We start from the raw sequence: 19,561 nt of genomic DNA, 5'->3' as shown, positions 1-19,561 counted from the left end.
TTCATCGTGAGGTAGTATTTCCGATCTGATCAAATGTTATTAGTGCATCGAGAGTTTGGAAGGTAAATCCTTCGCGAGTCAACTGGCCTAAAATAATCGGTAAAGCCTTTACTGTATTTAATTTCGGATGCATTAAAACGATGGCACCATTTTTTTCAGGCTTGATGCCAAACCGTACAGCTGGATTAATAACTCTTTGAGCAATGATTCCCGGTGTGCTTCCCTCGCGCCAATCCACAGTATCTAAGGTCCACAAAATTGTCTGATACCCTAACAGATCCGCCGCCCGTAATCCTGGCGTTCCCTTTTCTCCATAGGGCGGCGCATAGAAGTGAGTTCTTCTGCCGATAATCCCCTGGATAATACTCTCTGTTTTTTTGATCTCTTCCTGGTTTGCTCCAACTGATAAATTATCAGGATGGGGATGGGAATAACCATGATTTTCAATCTCATGACCGCGATTTGCTATCTCTTTTAACAATTCCGGGTTTTTTTTAGCCCAGCGGCCCGTTACAAAAAACGTAGCCTTCGCATGGTCATTATCTAAAGCTTCTAACATTGCCGGAATAAACTCTTCTCCCCAATCAACATTGATTGTAAGGGCCATGACTTTCTGATCCGTATTAATTTGTTCCACAGGCTTAGAAACATGGGAATTGGAAAGCACCATCTTATGCTCAACGATAATTCCAAGCAACAAGAGAAAGAAAATCCCGCCTAACGAGAGAATTCGTCGCGAGATTTTTAAGTTAATAAACATTCGCGTCCCCCCTTCCATAAATTTATGCTCAGAGGGGAATTAACAGACTGATCATTAAAAAATATTAGCTACTTTGATGAACTAACAGCAGGGTCCTTGCGAGCACTTGCCATCGCTTCTTTACGAGAAAGATTCAATCGACCCTGTTTATCAATGGCCGTAGCCTTCACCGTAATTTCATCGCCAACTTTTACAACATCTTCAACCTTTTCGACTCGTTCCTGAGACAGTTGTGAAATATGCACTAACCCTTCTTTTCCGCTCAGTCCAAGGACTCCGGGAATAACCTCTACAAAAGCTCCGAAATCCATAACTCGGGTAACTTTTCCTTTATAGATTTTACCAACCTCGACGTCTTGAGTTAAAGCCTGAATAATTCTTAAAGCTTGCTCCCCGCCTTCTCCGGCAACAGAAGAGATAAAGACGCGGCCATCATCCTCAATATCAATTTTAACGCCCGTTTCCTCAATAATTTTCTTGATGGTTTTTCCACCTGGTCCAATAACATCGCGTATTTTATCTGGATGTATTGAGGCAGTAATAATGCGCGGTGCATAGATTGAAAGTTCTGGTCGAGGTTTGTCAAGAACGGCCAGCATCTTATCGAGAATAAAGAGTCGACCAGCTTTGGCCTGAGTGAGTCCTTGGGCAAGAACTTCGCGGGAAACTCCTTTAATTTTTATATCCATTTGCAGAGCCGTTACCCCTTTGCTGGTGCCTGCAACTTTGAAATCCATATCTCCGAAGTGATCCTCTAGTCCCTGGATATCTGTAAGAATTGCGAAATTATCGCCTTCTTTAATTAGGCCCATGGCCACGCCGGCAACTGGTGCCGTAATCGGAACACCGGCATCCATCAGGGAAAGAGTACTTCCGCAAACCGAGGCCATAGAACTGGACCCATTGGATTCCAATACTTCCGATACCAGACGTATCGTATAGGGGAATTCGTTTTCATCTGGTAAAACTGGAACAAGCGCTCTTTCTGCCAAGGCTCCATGTCCAATCTCCCTGCGGCCCGGTCCACGCATGGGTCGTGTTTCTCCGACACTGTAGGGCGGAAAGTTATAGTGATGTATGTAACGTTTTGAACGTTCTAATCCTAAACCATCGAGAATTTGTTCATCTCCAGCAGCCCCTAACGTAGCGACGGTTAATACTTGAGTTTGCCCCCTGGTAAAGAGACCTGAGCCATGAGTACGAGGTAAAATTCCTGCCTCAATACTAATCGGACGTACTTCATCAACAGCCCGTCCATCAGGGCGAATATGTTCATCTGTAATTAATTTACGAACAATTAAATGGACCATGTCCTCTAAAACGGTTTCTACCGCCTTCATATCATCGGGGAACTCAGCCTCAAAGAATTTCAGAGCATCGACTTTTACTTCATCAATAGCACTTTCCCTGGCCTTTTTCTCTTCGACGCGGACAGCAGCATCTAACCTGGTATAGGCATAGGCTTTAACTGCCTCAACAATGGTTTCAGGAATTTTATCGAATTGGACTTCCATTTTTTCCTTTGCCAAGCCCTTCTGCAAAGCTTCTTCACGATACTCTGCAATGAACTTAGCAAGTTTTTTGATTTCAGAATGTCCAAACATAATAGCTTCCAGCATTAACTGTTCTTCGACTTCTTGAGCACCGGCTTCAACCATCATAACCGCTTCTTCTGTTCCAGCTACTGTTAGATGCATCTTACTCTTGCCGCTTTGTTCAATTGTAGGATTAATTATGAACTCCCCATCCACAAGTCCCACTGTGACCGCCGCAACAGGTCCCTCGAAAGGAACATTGGAGACAGCTAGAGCGGCTGATGCGGCATTAATTGCCGTAATATCGGTCGCACAGTCCTGATCAACTGACATGACAGTCGCTACTACTTGAACATCATTACGAAACCCTTCAGGAAATAACGGACGAATGGGACGATCTATTAAACGGGCAGATAAGGTCGCCTTTTCGCTAGCTTTTCCTTCACGTTTAATGAATCCGCCTGGAATCTTACCAGCGGCATACATACGTTCTTCGAATTCAACTGTGAGGGGAAAGAAATCAATACCCTCCCTCGGTGCTGGACTACATGTTGCAAAAGCAGATACTACCGTATCCCCATAACGAAGGAAAATTGCGCCACCAGCCTGCTTGCCAATTTTTCCGGTTTGGAAAGTCATCGTTCGTCCGCCGACGGAGATTGACTTTTCAAATACTTCCTGTTTCACAATGGAACCTCCTTAAAACTTTCAATCCTTCTTTTTAACTTGTTTCCTCTTCGACATATTATTATTATTTCCTGCAATTTGTAAAAAAAACTCTTTACCCGAGAATATCTCTGAATTATACGTAAATATAAGGGAAAACTTTTAAAAACGTTAAAAGAAGTGGATCAAATGACCCACTTCTGTAGTACTTGTCTTTATTATTTTCTCAAACCAAGGGCGGTAATAATATTACGATAACGTTCAAAATCAACTTTTTTCAGATAGTTTAATAACGAACGTCTGGAACCAACCATTTTTAAAAGTCCACGCCGCGAATGATGGTCTTTTTTGTGAGTTTTAAAATGTTCCGTTAAATAGGTGATACGTTCCGTAAGGAGAGCAATCTGGACTTCCGGTGAACCAGTATCTCCTTCGTGTTGAGCATATTTAACTATAATCTCTTGTTTCTTTTCAGGTGTCAGCATGTTGATTTCCTCCAATAATTAATATTCCCTACTACCCAGCACACCGTCGGAGCTTCGATAAGCCGAGTCAGCGGGTCCCATAGGTTCTATGATAGTATACATGGTTCTTTGGCTTTTGTAAAGTTCCGGGCCTTCTTTAGAACAATCCCTTGAGAAGGCTCTGAGCTTTTATTTTATCGGTTTTCAATTGAAGGAGAAGTTCGTTAATGCCATCGAATTTTCGCTCGTCACGCAACCGTTCCTCAATATGAATTGTTAATTCTTGGCCGTATAAGTCTCCGTTAAAATCGAAGAAATTCACTTCAACACTCGTCCCATACATATCATGAAACGTTGGCTTCATACCAATATTCATCATACCAGGTACAAAGGCACCATTAATAGTTGACCAAACAGCATAGACGCCTCGTTTGGGAATTAGTATGTCCTCATTTGGACGAAGGTTTGCGGTTGGATAACCCAATAATCGTCCGCGTTCTTCCCCATGAATCACTGTTCCGCTTAAGCTGGGAGAACGGCCCAGGAGGGCACTCGCCAAAGCAATATCTCCTTGCAGTAACGCTTTACGGATACTGCTCGAAGAAATAACCCTTCCTTCAAGCATCTGTGCTTGAAGAACGCTTACTCCAAATCCATATTGCTTGCCTAATAGCTGGATTAGTTCTGGATTTCCCTTGCCATGAGCACCAAACGAATAGTTAAAACCCACAACAACGCGAACTACCCCTAAGGGCATAAGAATCCTGATGACAAAGTCTTCCGGTGAGGTATTGGCCATCTCACGAGTGAAAGGAATGAGAAATACTGTGTTTACCCCGATCTCCTCAAAATATTTCAAACGTTCTTGATTCGCCGTGAGTAACTGAATTCCTCGTTCAGGCTGGAGAACTTTCAATGGATGGGGCTCAAAGAGCAAAACACTAAGACCTACTCCCAAACGTTCAGCTTGTCTCAATCCATGCTCAAGCAAACGACGATGTCCAAGGTGCACTCCATCAAAATTTCCTAATGCCAATACACAAGGCTCTTTATTAGTTGGCATATTTGTTTGAACTTGCACGGACTTTGACCTCCTAAATCATCCAATAACCTTATAGGGAAAGAGAGAATTTTCACGCCACACTCCTATTCCAATTAACAGTTCTCCCTCAAGAACTTGAACCTGAGAATTTGAAATAGGGTCTGAGGTCCTGACTAGTTCTCTCTTAGTTGATAACCCATTGCGAAAAGCATTAGCCCGGGCAGCTGATAAGTAGACCTTGGGAAGATCAATGCCGGCTGTTAAAGGCAAAAGAAAGGGAACCGGTGATATTTGAACTGTCTCATCGATCTCTTCGAGAGTCCAGCTGTCTTGAATTTCAAAGGGGCCGGACCGAACCCGAAGCAAGTAAGACATATAAGCCCCACAGCCTAAGTCCTCACCTAAGTCATGACACAATGTTCGAATATAAGTTCCTTTGGAACACTCGATATATAAAATTGCCCTCGGAAATTCACCTTCATACCACTTTTTAAGCTCGATCTTATAAAGAGTTACCTCACGCGGCTCTCGTTCTATAGAAATTCCTTGCCGAGCAAATTCATATAAGCGCTTGCCGTCTTTGTGTACCGCTGAGAACATGGGAGGAATTTGAGAAATTTTGCCTGCAAATTTCCTTAACACTTTCTCAACTTCAGTTCGTTGAAGAAAAGGCTGTTTCTCGTAGACCGTTTTCCCAAAAGAGTCTTGAGTGTCAGTTTTAATTCCAAAGGTGACCTCCGCAAGATATGCCTTCCCCTGCTCAGTAATGTATTCAGCAAGACGAGTTCCTTTTCCAATACAGATGGGCAAAACTCCGACAACTCCAGGATCTAAAGTGCCGGTGTGACCAATTTTCTTTGTCTTCAGTGTTCTGCGCATCCAAGCAACAACATCCGCAGAAGTCATCCCCGGCGGTTTAAGGACATTAACAATGCCGTCCAAGGATTAACCCCTCCTCAATGGCACTAATGACCTGTTGCTTAGCCTCAGTTAGTGAAACCTTGAATGTACAGCCGGCGGCACGCTTATGTCCCCCGCCGCCAAATTGCGCTGCAGTTTTATTGACATCAAACCATAAGTTGGAGCGAAAACCACTCTTAATCTCTTGTACTCCCACTTCTTTGAGCAGGACGGCTACCTCAACCCCTTTAATGCTCCTAGCATGATTAACCAATCCCTCACTGAGTTCCTGGTCAGCTGCGCTTTGCAGGAAATCCTCAAGAGTTAAGGTCATGACTGCCAGCTGACCTTCAGCATAAAGCTCCAGACTATTTAAGGCTGCTTGCAAGAGCTTTACCTGCTCAAGCGGTTTCTGGTCAAACAAATGATAATGGATGGCTGCTAAATCCAATCCTGTCTCAATAAGTTCTGCGGTCAGGCGATGAGTGTGCGCTGTTGTATTGCTATATTGAAAACATCCTGAATCAGTCACAATACCTGTATAGAGATTTGTCGCTATTTCTCGATTAATAGCTACTCCCAATTGTTTAAGCAACGTTAGACAAATTTCAGCACAAGCGCTCGCCTGATCATTAATCCAGTTTAAATGTCCGAACTTTTGATTGGAAATATGATGATCAATATTAATAACAATGCTATCATCTAAATAATCTGGAGTTAATTGTACACGTTTTAGATCCGTACAATCCACAAAGACTAAAACTTGAGGCATCGGGTCCGGCAAGGTTTGCCGAATACGATCAGAACCCGGCAAAAAGGCTAAAGCCATCGGTACGCGGTCCGGGTTAAAGAACGTTACCTTTTTGCCCATTGTTTCGAGGGCAAGTCCAAGAGCCAACATGGACCCTAAGCAATCGCCATCCGGCGAGACATGGGAGAAAAGCGCCACCGATGGCGCTTTTCTCAGAACTTCTAGTATTTCTTCCGTTAACAGACGTTCACTCATGCGATTCATCCTTGTCTGCAGTATCCGCTGCACCAACATCGCGCAGCAACTTAGCAATATGCGCACCATGTTGGATTGATGGATCGTTGACGAAAACTATGGCCGGTGCATGTCGCAAACGAATTCGTTTCCCAATTTCACTTCTCATAAAACCGGCCGCTCTATTAAGGGTATCTAAAGATGTTTTAGTATCCTCTTCATTGCCCATAACACTGACATAGACTTTAGCATGAGCTAAATCATTAGCCACATCCACACTTGTTACTGTGACAAAGCCTATTCGAGGATCTTTGAGTTCAACTAAAATCATTTGAGATATTTCTTCTTTAAGGGTTTCAGCCAAACGGTTAGGTCGATGTTTTGACATAGGTATCCCTCCTGGGATTACTATAATGTTCGTTTTTCCTCTTCTAGAGCAAATGCTTCAAGGATATCTCCTTCTTTAATGTCATTATATTTTTCAATTCCAATTCCACATTCAAAGCTCTCTAAGACCTCTTTGACATCATCTTTGAAGCGTCGCAGAGATTCCATTTCTCCTTCATGAACCACAATGCCATCCCTGATAACCCGCACCTTTGCCGAACGAAGAATTTTTCCTTCTGTTACCATACAACCGGCAACAGTTCCTGCTTTGGGAACTTTGAAAACTTGGCGAACTTCAGCTTTACCAAGAACGACTTCCTTAAAGGTTGGATCCAGGAGACCAGTCATAGCTGCCTTAACATCTTCAATGGCGTCATAGATAACTCTGTAAAATCGCAAATCAACGCCTTCAAGATCTGCTGTAGCTTTCATATTGGAATCTGCCCGAACATTAAAGCCAATGATAATCGCGTTGGAGGCAGAGGCTAACATTATGTCATTTTCATTAATTGCACCAACACCGCCATGAATAGGATTTACGCGGACTTCATCCGTTGAAAGCCTCAATAGGGATTGTCTAAGGGCTTCTACAGAACCTTGAACATCGGCCTTAATGATGATATTGAGCTCTTTAATTTCTCCTTCTTTGATCTTATCAAAGAGGTCCTCCAAACTGACTTTTACGACAGTACGCTTTGACTCTTCAACCTTTCTTACTGCAGTCCGTGCCGAGGTAATTTGACGCGCTAATTTTTCATCAGCTACCACAGCAAAAGGTTCTCCGGCTTCAGGTACTTCTGACAGACCCTGTATTTCGACAGGCATAGACGGACCAGCCTTTTTAACACGTCGGCCCTTGTCATCGACCATAGCTCGAATTCGGCCAAAGGCACAGCCAGCAACAGCAACATCCCCAACATTGAGTGTTCCCTTGGAAACAAGTACTGTGGCTATAGGTCCCTTCCCTTTATCCAGCTCAGCTTCGATGACGGTTCCTGCTGCCAGTCGGTTAGGATTGGCCTTAAGGTCACGAACTTCTGCAACAAGGAGTATCATTTCCAAAAGCTGCTCAATATTAACCTTTGATTTGGCCGATACGGGGACAGCAATCGTGTCTCCGCCCCATTCTTCGACCACTAATCCGTATTCGGTTAATTCTTGCTTAACTCTTTCGGGGGTAGCATTTTCCTTATCGATTTTATTTATAGCTACAATAATCGGGACTTCTGCGGCCTTGGCATGATTAATGGCTTCAACGGTTTGAGGCATAACTCCATCATCAGCAGCAACCACAAGTACCGCTATATCTGTTACTTGAGCACCGCGTGCCCGCATTGCCGTAAAGGCCTCGTGACCGGGTGTATCTAAAAAGGTTATTTTCTGACCCTTGATTTCTACCTGATAGGCACCGATATGCTGGGTAATTCCTCCAGCTTCGGAAGACGTAACATTTGTAGTACGAATTGCATCCAACAGAGAGGTCTTTCCATGGTCAACATGCCCCATTACTGTAACCACCGGCGGGCGGAAAGCAAGATCTTTGGGATCATCTTCTATATCTACAATAACAGCTAACGATTTTTCTGCCTTTACTTCAACCGTGACGCCCATTTCATTGGCAAGAATGGTTGCTGTTTCCGAATCCAGTTCTTGATTTATGGTTGCCATAACTCCTAAATTCATGAGATGTTTTATGAGTTCTCCGGCTTTGCGGCTCATTTTAATGGCTAAATCTTGAACAGAGATTGATTCCTGAATGACGATGTGTTTTGGAGTAGTATCTTTAACTTCTTTCTTTGGCTGTTTTTGAACGCGCCTATGGGGCGCGCGGAGCACACTTTCGCGTTCTTTTTCCATTTCGCGTTTTCGTTCATAGGCTTTATCTTGCGCTTTTTTGCTGGCTGGTGTTTGTCGTTTCACTTGCTCCGTTATTACCGGAGCTGCTGGGATACCTGCCCCAGCTCGGGGAGATGAAGAACGCGGTCCTTGGGATTGTCCCTGATAGCCTTGTCTTGGCCCTTGGGATTGTCCCTGATAGCCTTGTCTTGGCCCTTGGGATTGTCCCTGATAGCCTTGTCTCGGCCCTTGGGATTGCCCCTGATAGCCTTGTCTCGGCCCTTGGGATTGTCCCTGATAGCCTTGTCTCGGCCCTTGGGATTGCCCCTGATAGCCTTGTCTCGGCCCTTGGGATTGCCCCTGATAGCCTTGTCTCGGCCCTTGGGATTGTCCCTGATAGCCTTGTCTTGGCCCTTGGGATTGTCCTTGATAGCCTTGTCTCGGCCCTTGGGATTGTCCCTGATAGCCTTGTCTCGGCCCTTGGGATTGTCCCTGATAGCCTTGTCTCGGCCCTTGGGATTGTCCCTGGTAGCCTTGTCTTGGCCCTTGGGATTGTCCCTGATAGCCTTGTCTCGGCCCTTGGGGTTGTCCTTGATAACTGGGGCGTGGTCCTGGTGGTTGTCCTTGATAGCCTTGTCTCGGGCCTTGGGATTGCCCTTGGCCATGATATCCTGGGCGTGGGCTTTGAGTACCCGTGCGGGGTCCTTGAGACGGTCCTTGGGCATTAGGCCGCGGACCTTGGTTATGGACTTGATTTGAACGAGAACCTTGCGGCGGTTGTCCTTGATAAGCGGGACGTGACATTGAAGTCCGCCCTTCCGCTGTCCGTTCTTCTTGACCGATTTCAGATGTTTTAGTTTTTATTTCCTCAGAATTTTTGCGTTCAGAATGATCCAAATTTATCTCCTTTCCCTTCAGTTGATCCCTTAAACGATCTGCATCTTTTTGATCGACAGTACTTAAATGATTTTTAACATCTGTTCCTAAAGCTAAGAGTCTTGTAATCACTTCTTTACTGCTAAAGTTTAATTCCTTTGCTAATTCATGAACACGAATACTCATTTAACCACCCCCACATATTCGGCTCCCCCATTACGCTCCAAGCATCAGCTCCTTGCTAGTGAAATAGCTTTTGCAAACCCCTGATCTAATATAAGAACTGCTGAACGCGGCGAAAGTCCTATTGAATGCCCTAACTCTTGCTTAGTTCCAGTGACAACCACTGGCAATTTTAAATCTTTTGCCCATTGATCAAACTTTTTATAAGCCCCTGGTGCATCTTCGGCTAAGATAAGGCAATATCCCTTCTTCTTTTTTAATAATGCCTCAACTTGTGCTTCCCCGGAGGCTATTTTGCCCGCTCGGCGTGCGAGTCCCATTAAGGCCTGGATTCGTGAATTCACGGAGAAATCTTCCCTTCCAAATCTGCAAAAACCTTAGGATCAATATCCACTTCAAAGGCTTTTCTGAACCGATGCTCACGAACTGCTGTTCTAAAGCAAGTCAAGTCAGAGCAAATGTATGCTCCACGTCCATTCTTTTTCCCCGTAGAATCGAGTTCCACAGTTCCTTCTGGAGTTCTCACAATTCGCAGAAGCTCTTTTTTAGGTTTCATTTGTTGACAACCCAAACACATCCGCATGGGAACTTTCCGTGTTTTCATACCTTCACCCTCTCTCTTTCATTATTTCTTCTCAGAAGTAATGGTTTCGTTCAAATCGTCCTCAGACACCCAATCCAAAATATCATCCATGTCTTGATCGGAAAGTTGTTTAATTGATTCCTCGTTGTATTCGTCAGAGTCTTGATAGTCGTTAGTATCATCATTATCTAAAGCCGACTCATCTTCAACGTATTCCTGTTCATCATCCTGACTTTGATCTATATCTGCAAATTCATCATATTCCATATACTCTTCATATTCGCCATAGTCCTCAAAATTTTCGCCCCCATCCTCTGGGTTTTCCGAAACAAGATTTAAAGTAACTGCTTGAGATTCGCTTTTGATATCGATCTTCCATCCTGTTAATTTAGCTGCTAAACGGGCATTTTGCCCTTCTTTGCCGATAGCAAGAGATAACTGATAGTCAGGAACAACAACGACAGCTACTTTCTCATTAGTTTTCGGATAGACTCCCACAACCTTAGCCGGTGAAAGGGCATTAGCGACAAATTCATGAGGGTCGGTGGAAAAATTAACAATGTCGATTTTTTCCCCCTTTAACTCCGTGACGATGGTCTGAACTCTCGTTCCTTTCGGGCCAACACAAGCTCCAACCGGATCAACATTAGAATCCCGCGAATAGACTGCAATTTTGGAGCGGGCGCCCGCCTCTCGGGAAACGCCTTTTATTTCAACAACCCCATCGTGAATCTCCGGTACTTCCAATTCAAATAAGCGCTTGATCAGACCCGGATGAGTCCGTGACAGCATAATTTGGGGACCTTTCGTGGTTTTTTTAACTTCCACGACATAGGTTTTTATTCTCTCAAAGGATTGGTAAACCTCACCGGGAATTTGTTCTTGTGCCGGTAATACCGCCTCGACTTTACCTAAGTCAACGATAACATTCTTCTGTTCATATCGCTGTACAACGCCAGTAACAATATCGCCTTCCCGATTAACATACTCATCATAAATCATACCTCGTTCAGCTTCTCTGATACGCTGAACGACAACCTGTTTGGCTGTTTGAGCTGCAATTCGTCCAAAATCCCGCGGCGTTACTTCATACTCGACGATATCTTCAAGCTGATAGCTAGGATTAATTTTTCGAGCATCTTCCAAACTGACTTGAGTTCGTGAATCTTCAACATTTTCCACGATCGTTTTGCGAGCGAATACTTTAAACTCTCCCGTCATGCGGTCGATAAGAACTCGTACATTTTGTAAAGACCCGAAATTCTTCTTGTAAGCGGAAATTAGTGCGGCTTCAATAGCCTCAAATAAAATCTCGGCAGAAATCCCCCGCCCTTTTTCCAATTCATGAAGAGCCTCGATGAAGTCCATATTCATTTTTCCTTGTTCCTCCTTATTCTATTGTCCCTAACTAATCTAAAAATCTAATGCTAGGTGAGTATTCTTCGCCAAGGCACGCGGAATCGAAATCCGATTATTCTCATGCTCTAAGACAATTTCGCCGTCTATAAGGCCTACCAAATTACCGGTAAATTCATTGTATCCTTGAACCAGCGACGTCGTATGTACAGTAACTAACCTTCCCTGGAAACGGATAAAATCCCCGTCCTTTTTAAGAGGCCGTTCCAGGCCGGGAGAAGAAACTTCTAACATATATGCCTGAGGAATTGGGTTTTTCTCGTCAAGCATATCACTCACGGCGTGACTCATCTCAGCACAATCGTCCATATCCACGCCCCCCTCTTTATCAATAAAGAGACGCAAATACCAATGTGCACCTTCTTTTATGTACTCAACATCGACTAATTCAAGCCCTTTTTCTTTAGCATACGGCTCAACTAGCAATGCGATTTGTTGTTCCAATGAATCATTCATAATAAGCGCCCCTTTATCAATTTAGCTAAGGAGAAAAGAAGGTTCTCAGTATATTCTAACGAAGATGTTCTCGAGTTATACTCTGTTAATACTTTCCGATAAGGAACAAACGAAGGAGCGGGCTACTACCCACTCCTTTCCAACAATCACTACAAATTCCTTATATTAATATAGCATATCCATCCAACATGTGCAACCTTAGAACCATGGACTTTTGCTCCCCCACAGGAGACGATCAAAATGACATACCTTTTTCAATAATAGCTTTAACCTGCCCGGCGGCATCATTTAGAGAAACTAAGCGTGTATCGCCGCCTTTTCGTTCTTTAAGCTCAACTTGTCCATTGGCTAATGCCTTACTTCCAATGGTGATGCGTAAGGGATAGCCAACTAAATCTGCATCTTTGAACTTAACACCTGCTCGTTCATCCCGATCATCTAAAACAACTTCAACTCCTAAGCTCTGAAGTTCCTGATAGAGTTTTTCGGCAGCTTCAGTCACTTGAGTATCTTTCGTGCTTACCGGTACAAGAATACAATGATAAGGTGCAATCGGTATTGGCCAAATGATCCCCGATTCATCATAATTCTGCTCAATCGCAGACGCCATTGTACGACTCACACCAACTCCATAGCATCCCATGACGCTGGGCTTTTCCACACCGTTTTCATCTAAGAATGTTGCCCCCAAAGCTTTACTGTACTTGGTTCCAAGTTTAAAGACTTGACCAACTTCAATGCCCCGGGCCTCTTTGAGAGAAGCCCCGCAATTCGGGCATGCTTCTCCTGCAACAATAGTTCTTAAATCATGAATCTGATCAATCCGCAGTTCTGTTTTCGGATTGATACCGAGGAGATGATAATCGTCCTTATTGGCGCCACAAACAGCATATTCCATTAATGGGACCTCTTGATCAGCGATAACCAGTAAACTTGGCGGTACCTCAACAGGACCGACGGAACCTGGGGCACATCCCAATAGTTTCTTTACAGTCTCAGACGAAGCGAGTTGGAGAGAAATAAACCCACCTAAAGCATTATTTATCTTTATTTCATTGAGCTCCCGATCTCCGCGAACAAGTACGAGGAAAAGTTTGTCATCCCCTTGATAAAGCAGGGACTTAATCATGCTGGTTGCTGGAATTTTCAAGAAATCCGAGGCTTCGTCAATTGTTTTCACACCAGGCGTGTGTACCAATTGACGTTCTCCCTCTTCTGCTTTAGCTTGTACAGGCTGAGGCCGGCACTCTGCTTTTTCAACATTTGCTGCATAGTTACAATCCGGACAATAAACAACAGAGTTCTCGCCCGAATCAGCCAACACCATAAATTCGTGGGTACCGCCTGTACCGCCAATCGCTCCCGCATCGGCTTCAACGGGACGGTAGGCTAACCCACAGCGCGAAAAGATCCGGCAATAGGCATCGTACATTTTCTGATAACTAACATCAAGTCCTGCTTCATCGCGGTCAAAGGAATATAGGTCTTTCATAATGAATTCCCGTCCGCGCATCAAACCAAAGCGTGGGCGGCGTTCATCCCGATATTTATTTTGAATCTGGTAGAGAAGAATTGGCAGTTGTTTATAAGAGCGAATTTCTCCCCGAATTAGATCAGTAATAATTTCTTCATGAGTCGGTCCCAGGCAGAACTCTCTTTGATGACGGTCTTTTAAGCGAAACATTTCTTCTCCATAAACGTCCCAGCGTCCGCTTTCTCGCCACAATTCCGCAGGCTGCATAATTGGCATCAATACTTCTTGCCCGCCTTTACTATCCATTTCTTGACGAACTATCGCTTCAATCTTTTTTAAGACTCGTAAACCAAGGGGCAAATAGGTATATACTCCCGCAGCAGATTTGCGTATTAAGCCCGCTCGAAGCATCAATTGATGACTAATAATTTCCGCTTCGGCAGGTACCTCACGCAGAGTTGGATTTAACAATTGACTAACGCGCATTTATAGCCATTCCTTTCCTTTATGTAACAATAATAGGTATCTATTTCCAACTAATGCCCCTACTTCTATGAAGTAAGGGGGATTACGAGTTCACTGCTTATGGTGGGCTGACACGTAACTTTCAATTTCTTTAAGTAAGGCCGGCAAGAGCTCCTCTTCGCTAAGACTGGCGATAATTTCTCCCTTACGGAATAAAAGCCCTTTTCCCTTGCCTCCGGCGATTCCTAAATCAGCATCGCGAGCTTCACCGGGACCATTAACTGCACAGCCCATAACGGCAACTTTCAAAGGTTTATCTAGGGGAGGAAGCTGGGAAAGCCGTTCCTCCACTTTTTCGGCCAAGGCCGCCAGATCAACTTGAGTTCGTCCACAAGTAGGACAACTGATTAAGTCAATGCTCCGTTGTCTTAACCCAAGAACATGCAATATTTCAAGCGCGACAGGAATCTCGTGCACAGGATCACCAGTTAAGGATACTCGAATGGTATCTCCGATTCCTTCAGCAAGTAACGTACCAATGCCAACCGCCGATTTTACCACACCAGAACGAACTGTTCCCGCCTCAGTGACACCTAAATGTAAGGGGTAATCAACACATTCTGATATTTGGCGATAAGCTTGCAGCATTATGGGAACGGAAGAGGCTTTCAAAGAAACTTTTATCTTATCATAACCTTCTTCTTCCAGGAGCCGTATATGTCTAAGAGCACTTTCCACCATTCCGGCAGCCGTTGGTCCCCCATATTTTTCTAAAATCTCTTTTTCCAATGATCCACCATTGACCCCAATACGAATAGGAACTTGCCGTTCTTTTGCCGCTTTCACAACTTCTTGAACCTTCCAGCGAGCACCGATATTTCCCGGATTGAGGCGCAAACCGTGGATTCCCTGCTCAAGAGCTCGAATGGCCAGGCGATAGTCAAAATGAATGTCGGCAATGGTCGGAAGAGGACTTGCAAGGACAATAGCATTCAAAGCCTCTGCTGCATCCATATCCAAAACCGCAAGTCGCACAACTTCACACCCGGCTTGAGCAAGGTTATTGATCTGCAGCAGTGTCTTCTCCACATCGCGTGTATCCGTATTAGTCATAGATTGTACAACGACAGGAGCTCCCCCGCCAATAACTACAGAGCCTATCTGCACCGGTTTCGTTTTCTTTCTTTGCAACATATTGCCTCCAGATTCTCTCTTCGTCTAACCGGCCTTAACAAAAAGGCGCACCACATCTTTGTAAGTAACAGCAATCATTAAGGCCATGAGCAAAACAAACCCCACCAGATGAATCATATTTTCCTTTTCTGGGTTTAAGGGTTTCCCTCGTAAACCTTCAAACAGCAAGAAAACAAGTCTGCTTCCATCCAACGCCGGAATCGGAAACAAGTTAATAAGACCTAATTGAATGCTTAAAACCCCAGTTAAGCCAAGCAAATTGGACAGGCCTTCATGAGCGCCTTCTCCGATTGCTTGGGCAATCATTACAGGGCCACCCACATCAGCGGGAATTTTACCAGTAACCATTTGGGTTAATGTCACCACAATGAACTTTGTAAAGTCTAAAGTGCGCTGAAGTCCGAATCCCGTTGATTGAAGAATTGATGCGTGCATATAGACGACTTCCGGCGCAATTCCAATCATCCCATACCCTGTTTGGGCATCTTTCTCCGTCTTGACCGAAACAACATGAGTCTTATTTCCCTTGGCACTTTCAATGGTAAGGGCAAGTTGTTGATTCGGTTTGCCGTGAATAACCTCAGTCAGACGATTCCAATCAGGTGTAGGTTCTTGGTTTACTGACATAATTTTATCGCCAGGCTGTATCCCTGCGGCTGCTGCAGGTTTTCCACTGACAAGAGAACCAATAGCATTGCTATTGCTCTGAGTTGGCACTCCCAAATAGGCAAAAACGCCGACAAACAAGACAATCGCTAAAACAAAATTCATGAGCGGGCCCGCAGCAATTACCGCCATGCGCTGCCAGACCGGCTTGTTCATAAAGCTTTGCTCATCATCAACAGGGGCTATGATTGTTCTCCCTTGTTCATCGATTTCCGCATCCATACCGTGAAGTTTTACAAATCCCCCCAGAGGTATCAGTCTCCAGGCATAGAGAGTTTCCTTCCCCTGATAACCAATAATTTTAGGGCCAAAGCCAAAACTGAACTCTATAACTCTTACACCGATTAATTTAGCAACCATATAATGACCAAACTCATGAATCATGACCATACTTCCAAAAACGAAAATAATGGCGAGCGCTGTAGTCACATTTAACCCTCCTTTATCTCGACATCCAAGAACCTTCGACCATCTACGATAGAACACTTAGATAGAAGTTTTTTGAGTTCACAGTCATGAAACGTAGCAATATTTTTGAAGTACTCATCAGCTAAGCCGAACAAAAACTATACCAACTCCTAAAGGAGTTCTAAAGTACGGCCTCGTGCCCATGTGTCTGCATCGAGTATACTTCCCAATTCCGGATGATCTAAAACATGATGCTCAGAACAGACCTTTTCCACAATCTCGTAAATTTTAAGATAGCGTAGCTTATTTTGCAGAAAAGCTGATACGGCAACCTCATTTGCTGCATTCATAACTGCAGGAAGCGTTCCGCCTCTTCGTCCTGCCTTATAAGCTAAAGCTAAAGCCGGAAAGCCTTCCAAATCAGGCTCAAAAAACGTAAGAGTTTTTCCCTTTAGATCGAGTCGCTCAAAGGGATTTTTCCAGCGCGTCGGATAACTTAAAGCATATTGTATTGGTAAGCGCATATCCGCTTTTCCTAATTGAGCAAGAACAGAGCCATCACGATATTGCACCATAGAATGAACAACACTTTGTGGATGGATAAGAACTTCAATGTGGTCATAATCGACAGCAAATAAATGATGAGCCTCTATGACTTCAAGTCCTTTATTCATCATAGTAGCCGAATCGATGGTGATCTTTGCCCCCATAGACCAGTTTGGATGACGTAATGCCTTTTCAAGGGTGACATTCGCCAACTCCTGCTTGGACCAGCCAAAAAAAGGGCCTCCTGAGGCGGTCAAAATTATAGTTTCGATGGTTTCAGGGTTCTCTTCAAGGCACTGAAAAACAGCCGAGTGTTCGCTGTCAACAGGAATAATCGGGCAATTCATGGCTTTTGCTTTCGCCATAACCAACTCTCCGCCGGCAACCAAGGTTTCCTTATTAGCCAAAGCGATTGCCTTTCCGGCTTCAAGAGCCGAAAGGGTCGGTTCCAGCCCAATACGCCCGGAAAGCGCAGTAACGACGGTATCCACTTCTTGGGCAACTACCGAGTTTATCATACCATCCATGCCCTGCATGACTCTTATCGATGTATCCGACAATCGTTCCCGAAGTTCGCGAGCCGCATCTTCATCCATCATAACTACAACAGCCGGGTGAACAGAACGGGCCTGCTCTTCTATTAGTTTTACATTTTTATCAGCTGCCAAAGCATGAACCTTTAGCTGACCTTCTGAATGGTGAACAACGTCCAAGGTTTGACGTCCGATTGAGCCTGTTGAGCCTAAGATGGTTAGCGTTTTCAACTCAAACATCATCTTCTTCCTTTTAATAACTGGTTTAAGTGACCCTCCTGAACCTTTAATCCCTACGTCCAAAAATTCCAACTTTACGTAATGCCTCATAACTAATGACGATACCCGGGCCGACCAAAATGCCAACAAATCCCAAAAGCTCAAGGCCGACATACATAGATATCAATGTAGGCAGAGGGTGCAGTCCAATTCCCTGAGACATAATTTTAGGCTCCAGAAACTGCCGTACCACAACCGTAACAACCCACATAATCAGGACCTTAAGAGCTACACCGAAAGAGCCCAGAATTAACAAGCCGATAATCCAGGGGCCGAATAAGAGACCCGTTCCTACAATGGGAACGGCGTCTAATAATCCTGCAAACACACCTAAGGTAACTGCATACCTGTTCCCAATAATCAGAAGGCCGATAATCGTTGAAAATGCCGTAACCGACATCAGAATAGCCAAAGCCCGAATATAGCCGACAACCGCAGCCCCTAAATCCTGACTAACTGCCTGTGCGCTGACATGCCAGCGGCGCGGAAAAAGATTTGAGATAAACTGCCGGACATTAGGATAGCTGGAACTCATCATTAACGTTCCCACGAGAGAGACAACCATAACAATGAAGACACGAGGCAAAGCGGTAAGAAAGCCAAGCAAAAATAAGCTCCCGGATTTTGCCCATTCTTGAAGCATTCTTGCGAGGCTCTCAGTGGATGTGGTCAAAGTACTTTGAATCTGAGGATTAACAGTCACATACTTTTCGATGGTATCAATTTGATGGGTCACCAGATTTACTAAATAACCATAATTAGGAAGAGTAACTGCTAATTCAGATAGCTCTGTGTAGAGTCTGGCAACAATTAAGAAGACAAAAAGACTGAGAACAGCAATGGCTAGAATTAACGTAAGAATCGCAGCAAAGGGCCGTCGTATATGAATGACGTGCATAATTCTGACGACCAAGGGTTCGAGTAAAAAAGCAAGAATAAGCGCTATTATAAAAGGTAAAAACGCACCAAAGGCCTCCCCCAATACCTCGCCAAAGACAGGCAAAAATACTTGGAAAAAATAGGTAAAAATCTTCAATAGGATTAGAATACTCGTTACCAGAGCAAGTCTATTAAGATTAGTCCACAAAGGATGCTTTTGGTCTATGCTCATAACTCTCACCTCACGACAGTAAAATCACACCATAATATACCAACGGAAGAGCGAAAATCAGGCTGTCAAACCGATCTAGGATCCCTCCATGTCCCGGTATTATGCTTCCAGAATCTTTGACCCCCGCAGTTCGCTTTAAAGCTGATTCGAAAAGATCACCAATTTGAGAACTAATGCCAATCGCAATTCCTAAAACAAAATACGTAAGAAATGCTGCGTTATTCGCCAAGCGCCAAAACAAAAGAGCGACGAGAACACTTGACAACAATCCGCCAATGGAACCTTCGACAGTTTTCTTAGGGCTAACCTGAGGAGCTAACAGATGTCTGCCAAATCCTCTTCCAATAAGGTATGCACCAGTATCCGTCGCCCATACCAAAAAAAATGTCAGAAAGGTCCACTCTAAACCATGAGAAAGCTGGCGCAGTAAGTACAAATGGGATAGTAAAACTGTTGAATACATGACAGCTAAAAAATTAAAACTTGCTTCAGTGAGGGGTGTTTCCGGGTAAGTCAGAGCAAGACGACCAAAGGTAATAAGCAGCCAGAATATAATAGCTGTTGACATCCACTCAGAGCCGTACCTGAAAACAATGACGAGCCAGCCAACTGTCGCCAGGGCAGTCAGTATATTCCAAACCTCCATGCCCATATGTTTGCCTATGCGCAAAAACTCGCGCAAGCCTAATAAGGCCAGCACAGCCACAAGAAAAGCTGTATAAGGGCCGCCCAAATACGTCAGCCCTAAAAGAAGCGGAGCACCAATCAAGGCACTAATGGTTCGTTTAAACATCAC

The 19,561-nt window shown here is 44.3% G+C and carries 18 protein-coding genes; all 18 read right to left on the bottom strand.

Annotation, left to right across the window (positions count from 1 at the left end; translation table 11 throughout):
* Window position 1 precedes the first annotated feature (1 nt).
* Window positions 2-760 (bottom strand): polysaccharide deacetylase family protein, encoded by a 759-nt coding sequence (locus tag ACPUYX_RS03340; RefSeq protein ID WP_426378275.1) that lies wholly within the window; start codon window positions 758-760, stop codon window positions 2-4.
* 68 nt (window positions 761-828) lie between these two features.
* Window positions 829-2,982 (bottom strand): polyribonucleotide nucleotidyltransferase, encoded by a 2,154-nt coding sequence (locus tag ACPUYX_RS03335; protein WP_426378274.1) that lies wholly within the window; start codon window positions 2,980-2,982, stop codon window positions 829-831.
* A 197-nt stretch (window positions 2,983-3,179) separates the two neighbouring features.
* The gene (gene rpsO, locus ACPUYX_RS03330; RefSeq protein WP_088224808.1) at window positions 3,180-3,446 is read right to left on the bottom strand and encodes a 30S ribosomal protein S15; all 267 of its coding nucleotides are present in this window, start codon (window positions 3,444-3,446) and stop codon (window positions 3,180-3,182) included.
* Window positions 3,447-3,582: 136 nt separating this feature from the next.
* Complete coding sequence (locus ACPUYX_RS03325; protein ID WP_426378273.1) at window positions 3,583-4,506, bottom strand: bifunctional riboflavin kinase/FAD synthetase; 924 nt, start codon at window positions 4,504-4,506, stop codon at window positions 3,583-3,585.
* A gap of 18 nt (window positions 4,507-4,524) precedes the next feature.
* Window positions 4,525-5,409: a tRNA pseudouridine(55) synthase TruB gene (gene truB / locus ACPUYX_RS03320; protein ID WP_426378272.1), complete on the bottom strand. Its 885-nt coding sequence runs from the start codon at window positions 5,407-5,409 to the stop codon at window positions 4,525-4,527.
* Window positions 5,393-6,373, bottom strand: coding sequence for a DHH family phosphoesterase (locus ACPUYX_RS03315; RefSeq protein WP_426378271.1), 981 nt, complete (start codon window positions 6,371-6,373; stop codon window positions 5,393-5,395). The genes truB and ACPUYX_RS03315 overlap by 17 nt, the downstream gene beginning before the upstream one ends.
* The gene (gene rbfA / locus ACPUYX_RS03310) at window positions 6,366-6,740 is read right to left on the bottom strand and encodes a 30S ribosome-binding factor RbfA (protein ID WP_088224804.1); all 375 of its coding nucleotides are present in this window, start codon (window positions 6,738-6,740) and stop codon (window positions 6,366-6,368) included. The genes ACPUYX_RS03315 and rbfA overlap by 8 nt, the downstream gene beginning before the upstream one ends.
* 20 nt (window positions 6,741-6,760) lie before the next feature.
* A complete protein-coding gene (infB, locus tag ACPUYX_RS03305) occupies window positions 6,761-9,637 on the bottom strand; it encodes a translation initiation factor IF-2 (RefSeq protein ID WP_426378270.1) in 2,877 nt (958 codons plus the stop codon).
* A gap of 44 nt (window positions 9,638-9,681) precedes the next feature.
* Window positions 9,682-9,978: a L7Ae/L30e/S12e/Gadd45 family ribosomal protein gene (locus ACPUYX_RS03300; RefSeq protein ID WP_426378269.1), complete on the bottom strand. Its 297-nt coding sequence runs from the start codon at window positions 9,976-9,978 to the stop codon at window positions 9,682-9,684.
* Window positions 9,975-10,238 (bottom strand): RNase P modulator RnpM, encoded by a 264-nt coding sequence (gene rnpM, locus ACPUYX_RS03295; RefSeq protein WP_426378268.1) that lies wholly within the window; start codon window positions 10,236-10,238, stop codon window positions 9,975-9,977. The genes ACPUYX_RS03300 and rnpM overlap by 4 nt, the downstream gene beginning before the upstream one ends.
* Before the next feature lie 21 nt (window positions 10,239-10,259).
* Window positions 10,260-11,591, bottom strand: coding sequence for a transcription termination factor NusA (gene nusA / locus ACPUYX_RS03290; protein WP_426378267.1), 1,332 nt, complete (start codon window positions 11,589-11,591; stop codon window positions 10,260-10,262).
* 39 nt (window positions 11,592-11,630) lie between these two features.
* Window positions 11,631-12,089 (bottom strand): ribosome maturation factor RimP, encoded by a 459-nt coding sequence (gene rimP / locus ACPUYX_RS03285; RefSeq protein WP_088224800.1) that lies wholly within the window; start codon window positions 12,087-12,089, stop codon window positions 11,631-11,633.
* A 235-nt stretch (window positions 12,090-12,324) separates the two neighbouring features.
* Window positions 12,325-14,049, bottom strand: a complete 1,725-nt coding sequence (locus tag ACPUYX_RS03280) for a proline--tRNA ligase (RefSeq protein WP_426378266.1) — start codon at window positions 14,047-14,049, stop codon at window positions 12,325-12,327.
* Window positions 14,050-14,139: 90 nt separating this feature from the next.
* Window positions 14,140-15,219, bottom strand: a complete 1,080-nt coding sequence (ispG, locus tag ACPUYX_RS03275; protein WP_426378329.1) for a flavodoxin-dependent (E)-4-hydroxy-3-methylbut-2-enyl-diphosphate synthase — start codon at window positions 15,217-15,219, stop codon at window positions 14,140-14,142.
* A 27-nt stretch (window positions 15,220-15,246) separates the two neighbouring features.
* Entirely contained in the window at window positions 15,247-16,317 is a 1,071-nt protein-coding gene (gene rseP / locus ACPUYX_RS03270; protein WP_426378265.1) for an RIP metalloprotease RseP, read from the bottom strand.
* 149 nt (window positions 16,318-16,466) lie between these two features.
* Window positions 16,467-17,606, bottom strand: a complete 1,140-nt coding sequence (locus ACPUYX_RS03265; RefSeq protein WP_426378328.1) for a 1-deoxy-D-xylulose-5-phosphate reductoisomerase — start codon at window positions 17,604-17,606, stop codon at window positions 16,467-16,469.
* Window positions 17,607-17,661: 55 nt separating this feature from the next.
* Complete coding sequence (gene ytvI, locus ACPUYX_RS03260; protein ID WP_426378264.1) at window positions 17,662-18,765, bottom strand: sporulation integral membrane protein YtvI; 1,104 nt, start codon at window positions 18,763-18,765, stop codon at window positions 17,662-17,664.
* Window positions 18,766-18,775: 10 nt separating this feature from the next.
* Window positions 18,776-19,558, bottom strand: a complete 783-nt coding sequence (locus tag ACPUYX_RS03255) for a phosphatidate cytidylyltransferase (RefSeq protein ID WP_426378327.1) — start codon at window positions 19,556-19,558, stop codon at window positions 18,776-18,778.
* Between the last annotated feature and the right edge of the window lie 3 nt (window positions 19,559-19,561).

This window comes from Desulfosporosinus sp. SYSU MS00001 (assembly GCF_049943955.1).
Lineage (GTDB): Bacteria > Bacillota > Desulfitobacteriia > Desulfitobacteriales > Desulfitobacteriaceae > Desulfosporosinus.
The sequence above is the reverse complement of the archived record's forward strand: the minus strand, read 5'-3'. Positions and strand labels throughout refer to the sequence as shown.

What these genes read in the sequence shown, in the direction of transcription:
- ACPUYX_RS03315 (WP_426378271.1), bottom strand. Translation starts at nt 6,373, where the DNA reads ATGAGTGAACGTCTGTTAACGGAAGAAATACTAGAAGTTCTGAGAAAA.
- ACPUYX_RS03280 (WP_426378266.1), bottom strand. Translation starts at nt 14,049, where the DNA reads ATGCGCGTTAGTCAATTGTTAAATCCAACTCTGCGTGAGGTACCTGCC.
- infB (WP_426378270.1), bottom strand. Translation starts at nt 9,637, where the DNA reads ATGAGTATTCGTGTTCATGAATTAGCAAAGGAATTAAACTTTAGCAGT.
- nusA (WP_426378267.1), bottom strand. Translation starts at nt 11,591, where the DNA reads ATGAATATGGACTTCATCGAGGCTCTTCATGAATTGGAAAAAGGGCGG.
- ytvI (WP_426378264.1), bottom strand. Translation starts at nt 18,765, where the DNA reads ATGAGCATAGACCAAAAGCATCCTTTGTGGACTAATCTTAATAGACTT.
- rbfA (WP_088224804.1), bottom strand. Translation starts at nt 6,740, where the DNA reads ATGTCAAAACATCGACCTAACCGTTTGGCTGAAACCCTTAAAGAAGAA.
- rnpM (WP_426378268.1), bottom strand. Translation starts at nt 10,238, where the DNA reads ATGAAAACACGGAAAGTTCCCATGCGGATGTGTTTGGGTTGTCAACAA.
- ACPUYX_RS03340 (WP_426378275.1), bottom strand. Translation starts at nt 760, where the DNA reads ATGTTTATTAACTTAAAAATCTCGCGACGAATTCTCTCGTTAGGCGGG.
- ACPUYX_RS03255 (WP_426378327.1), bottom strand. Translation starts at nt 19,558, where the DNA reads ATGTTTAAACGAACCATTAGTGCCTTGATTGGTGCTCCGCTTCTTTTA.
- rimP (WP_088224800.1), bottom strand. Translation starts at nt 12,089, where the DNA reads ATGAATGATTCATTGGAACAACAAATCGCATTGCTAGTTGAGCCGTAT.
- rpsO (WP_088224808.1), bottom strand. Translation starts at nt 3,446, where the DNA reads ATGCTGACACCTGAAAAGAAACAAGAGATTATAGTTAAATATGCTCAA.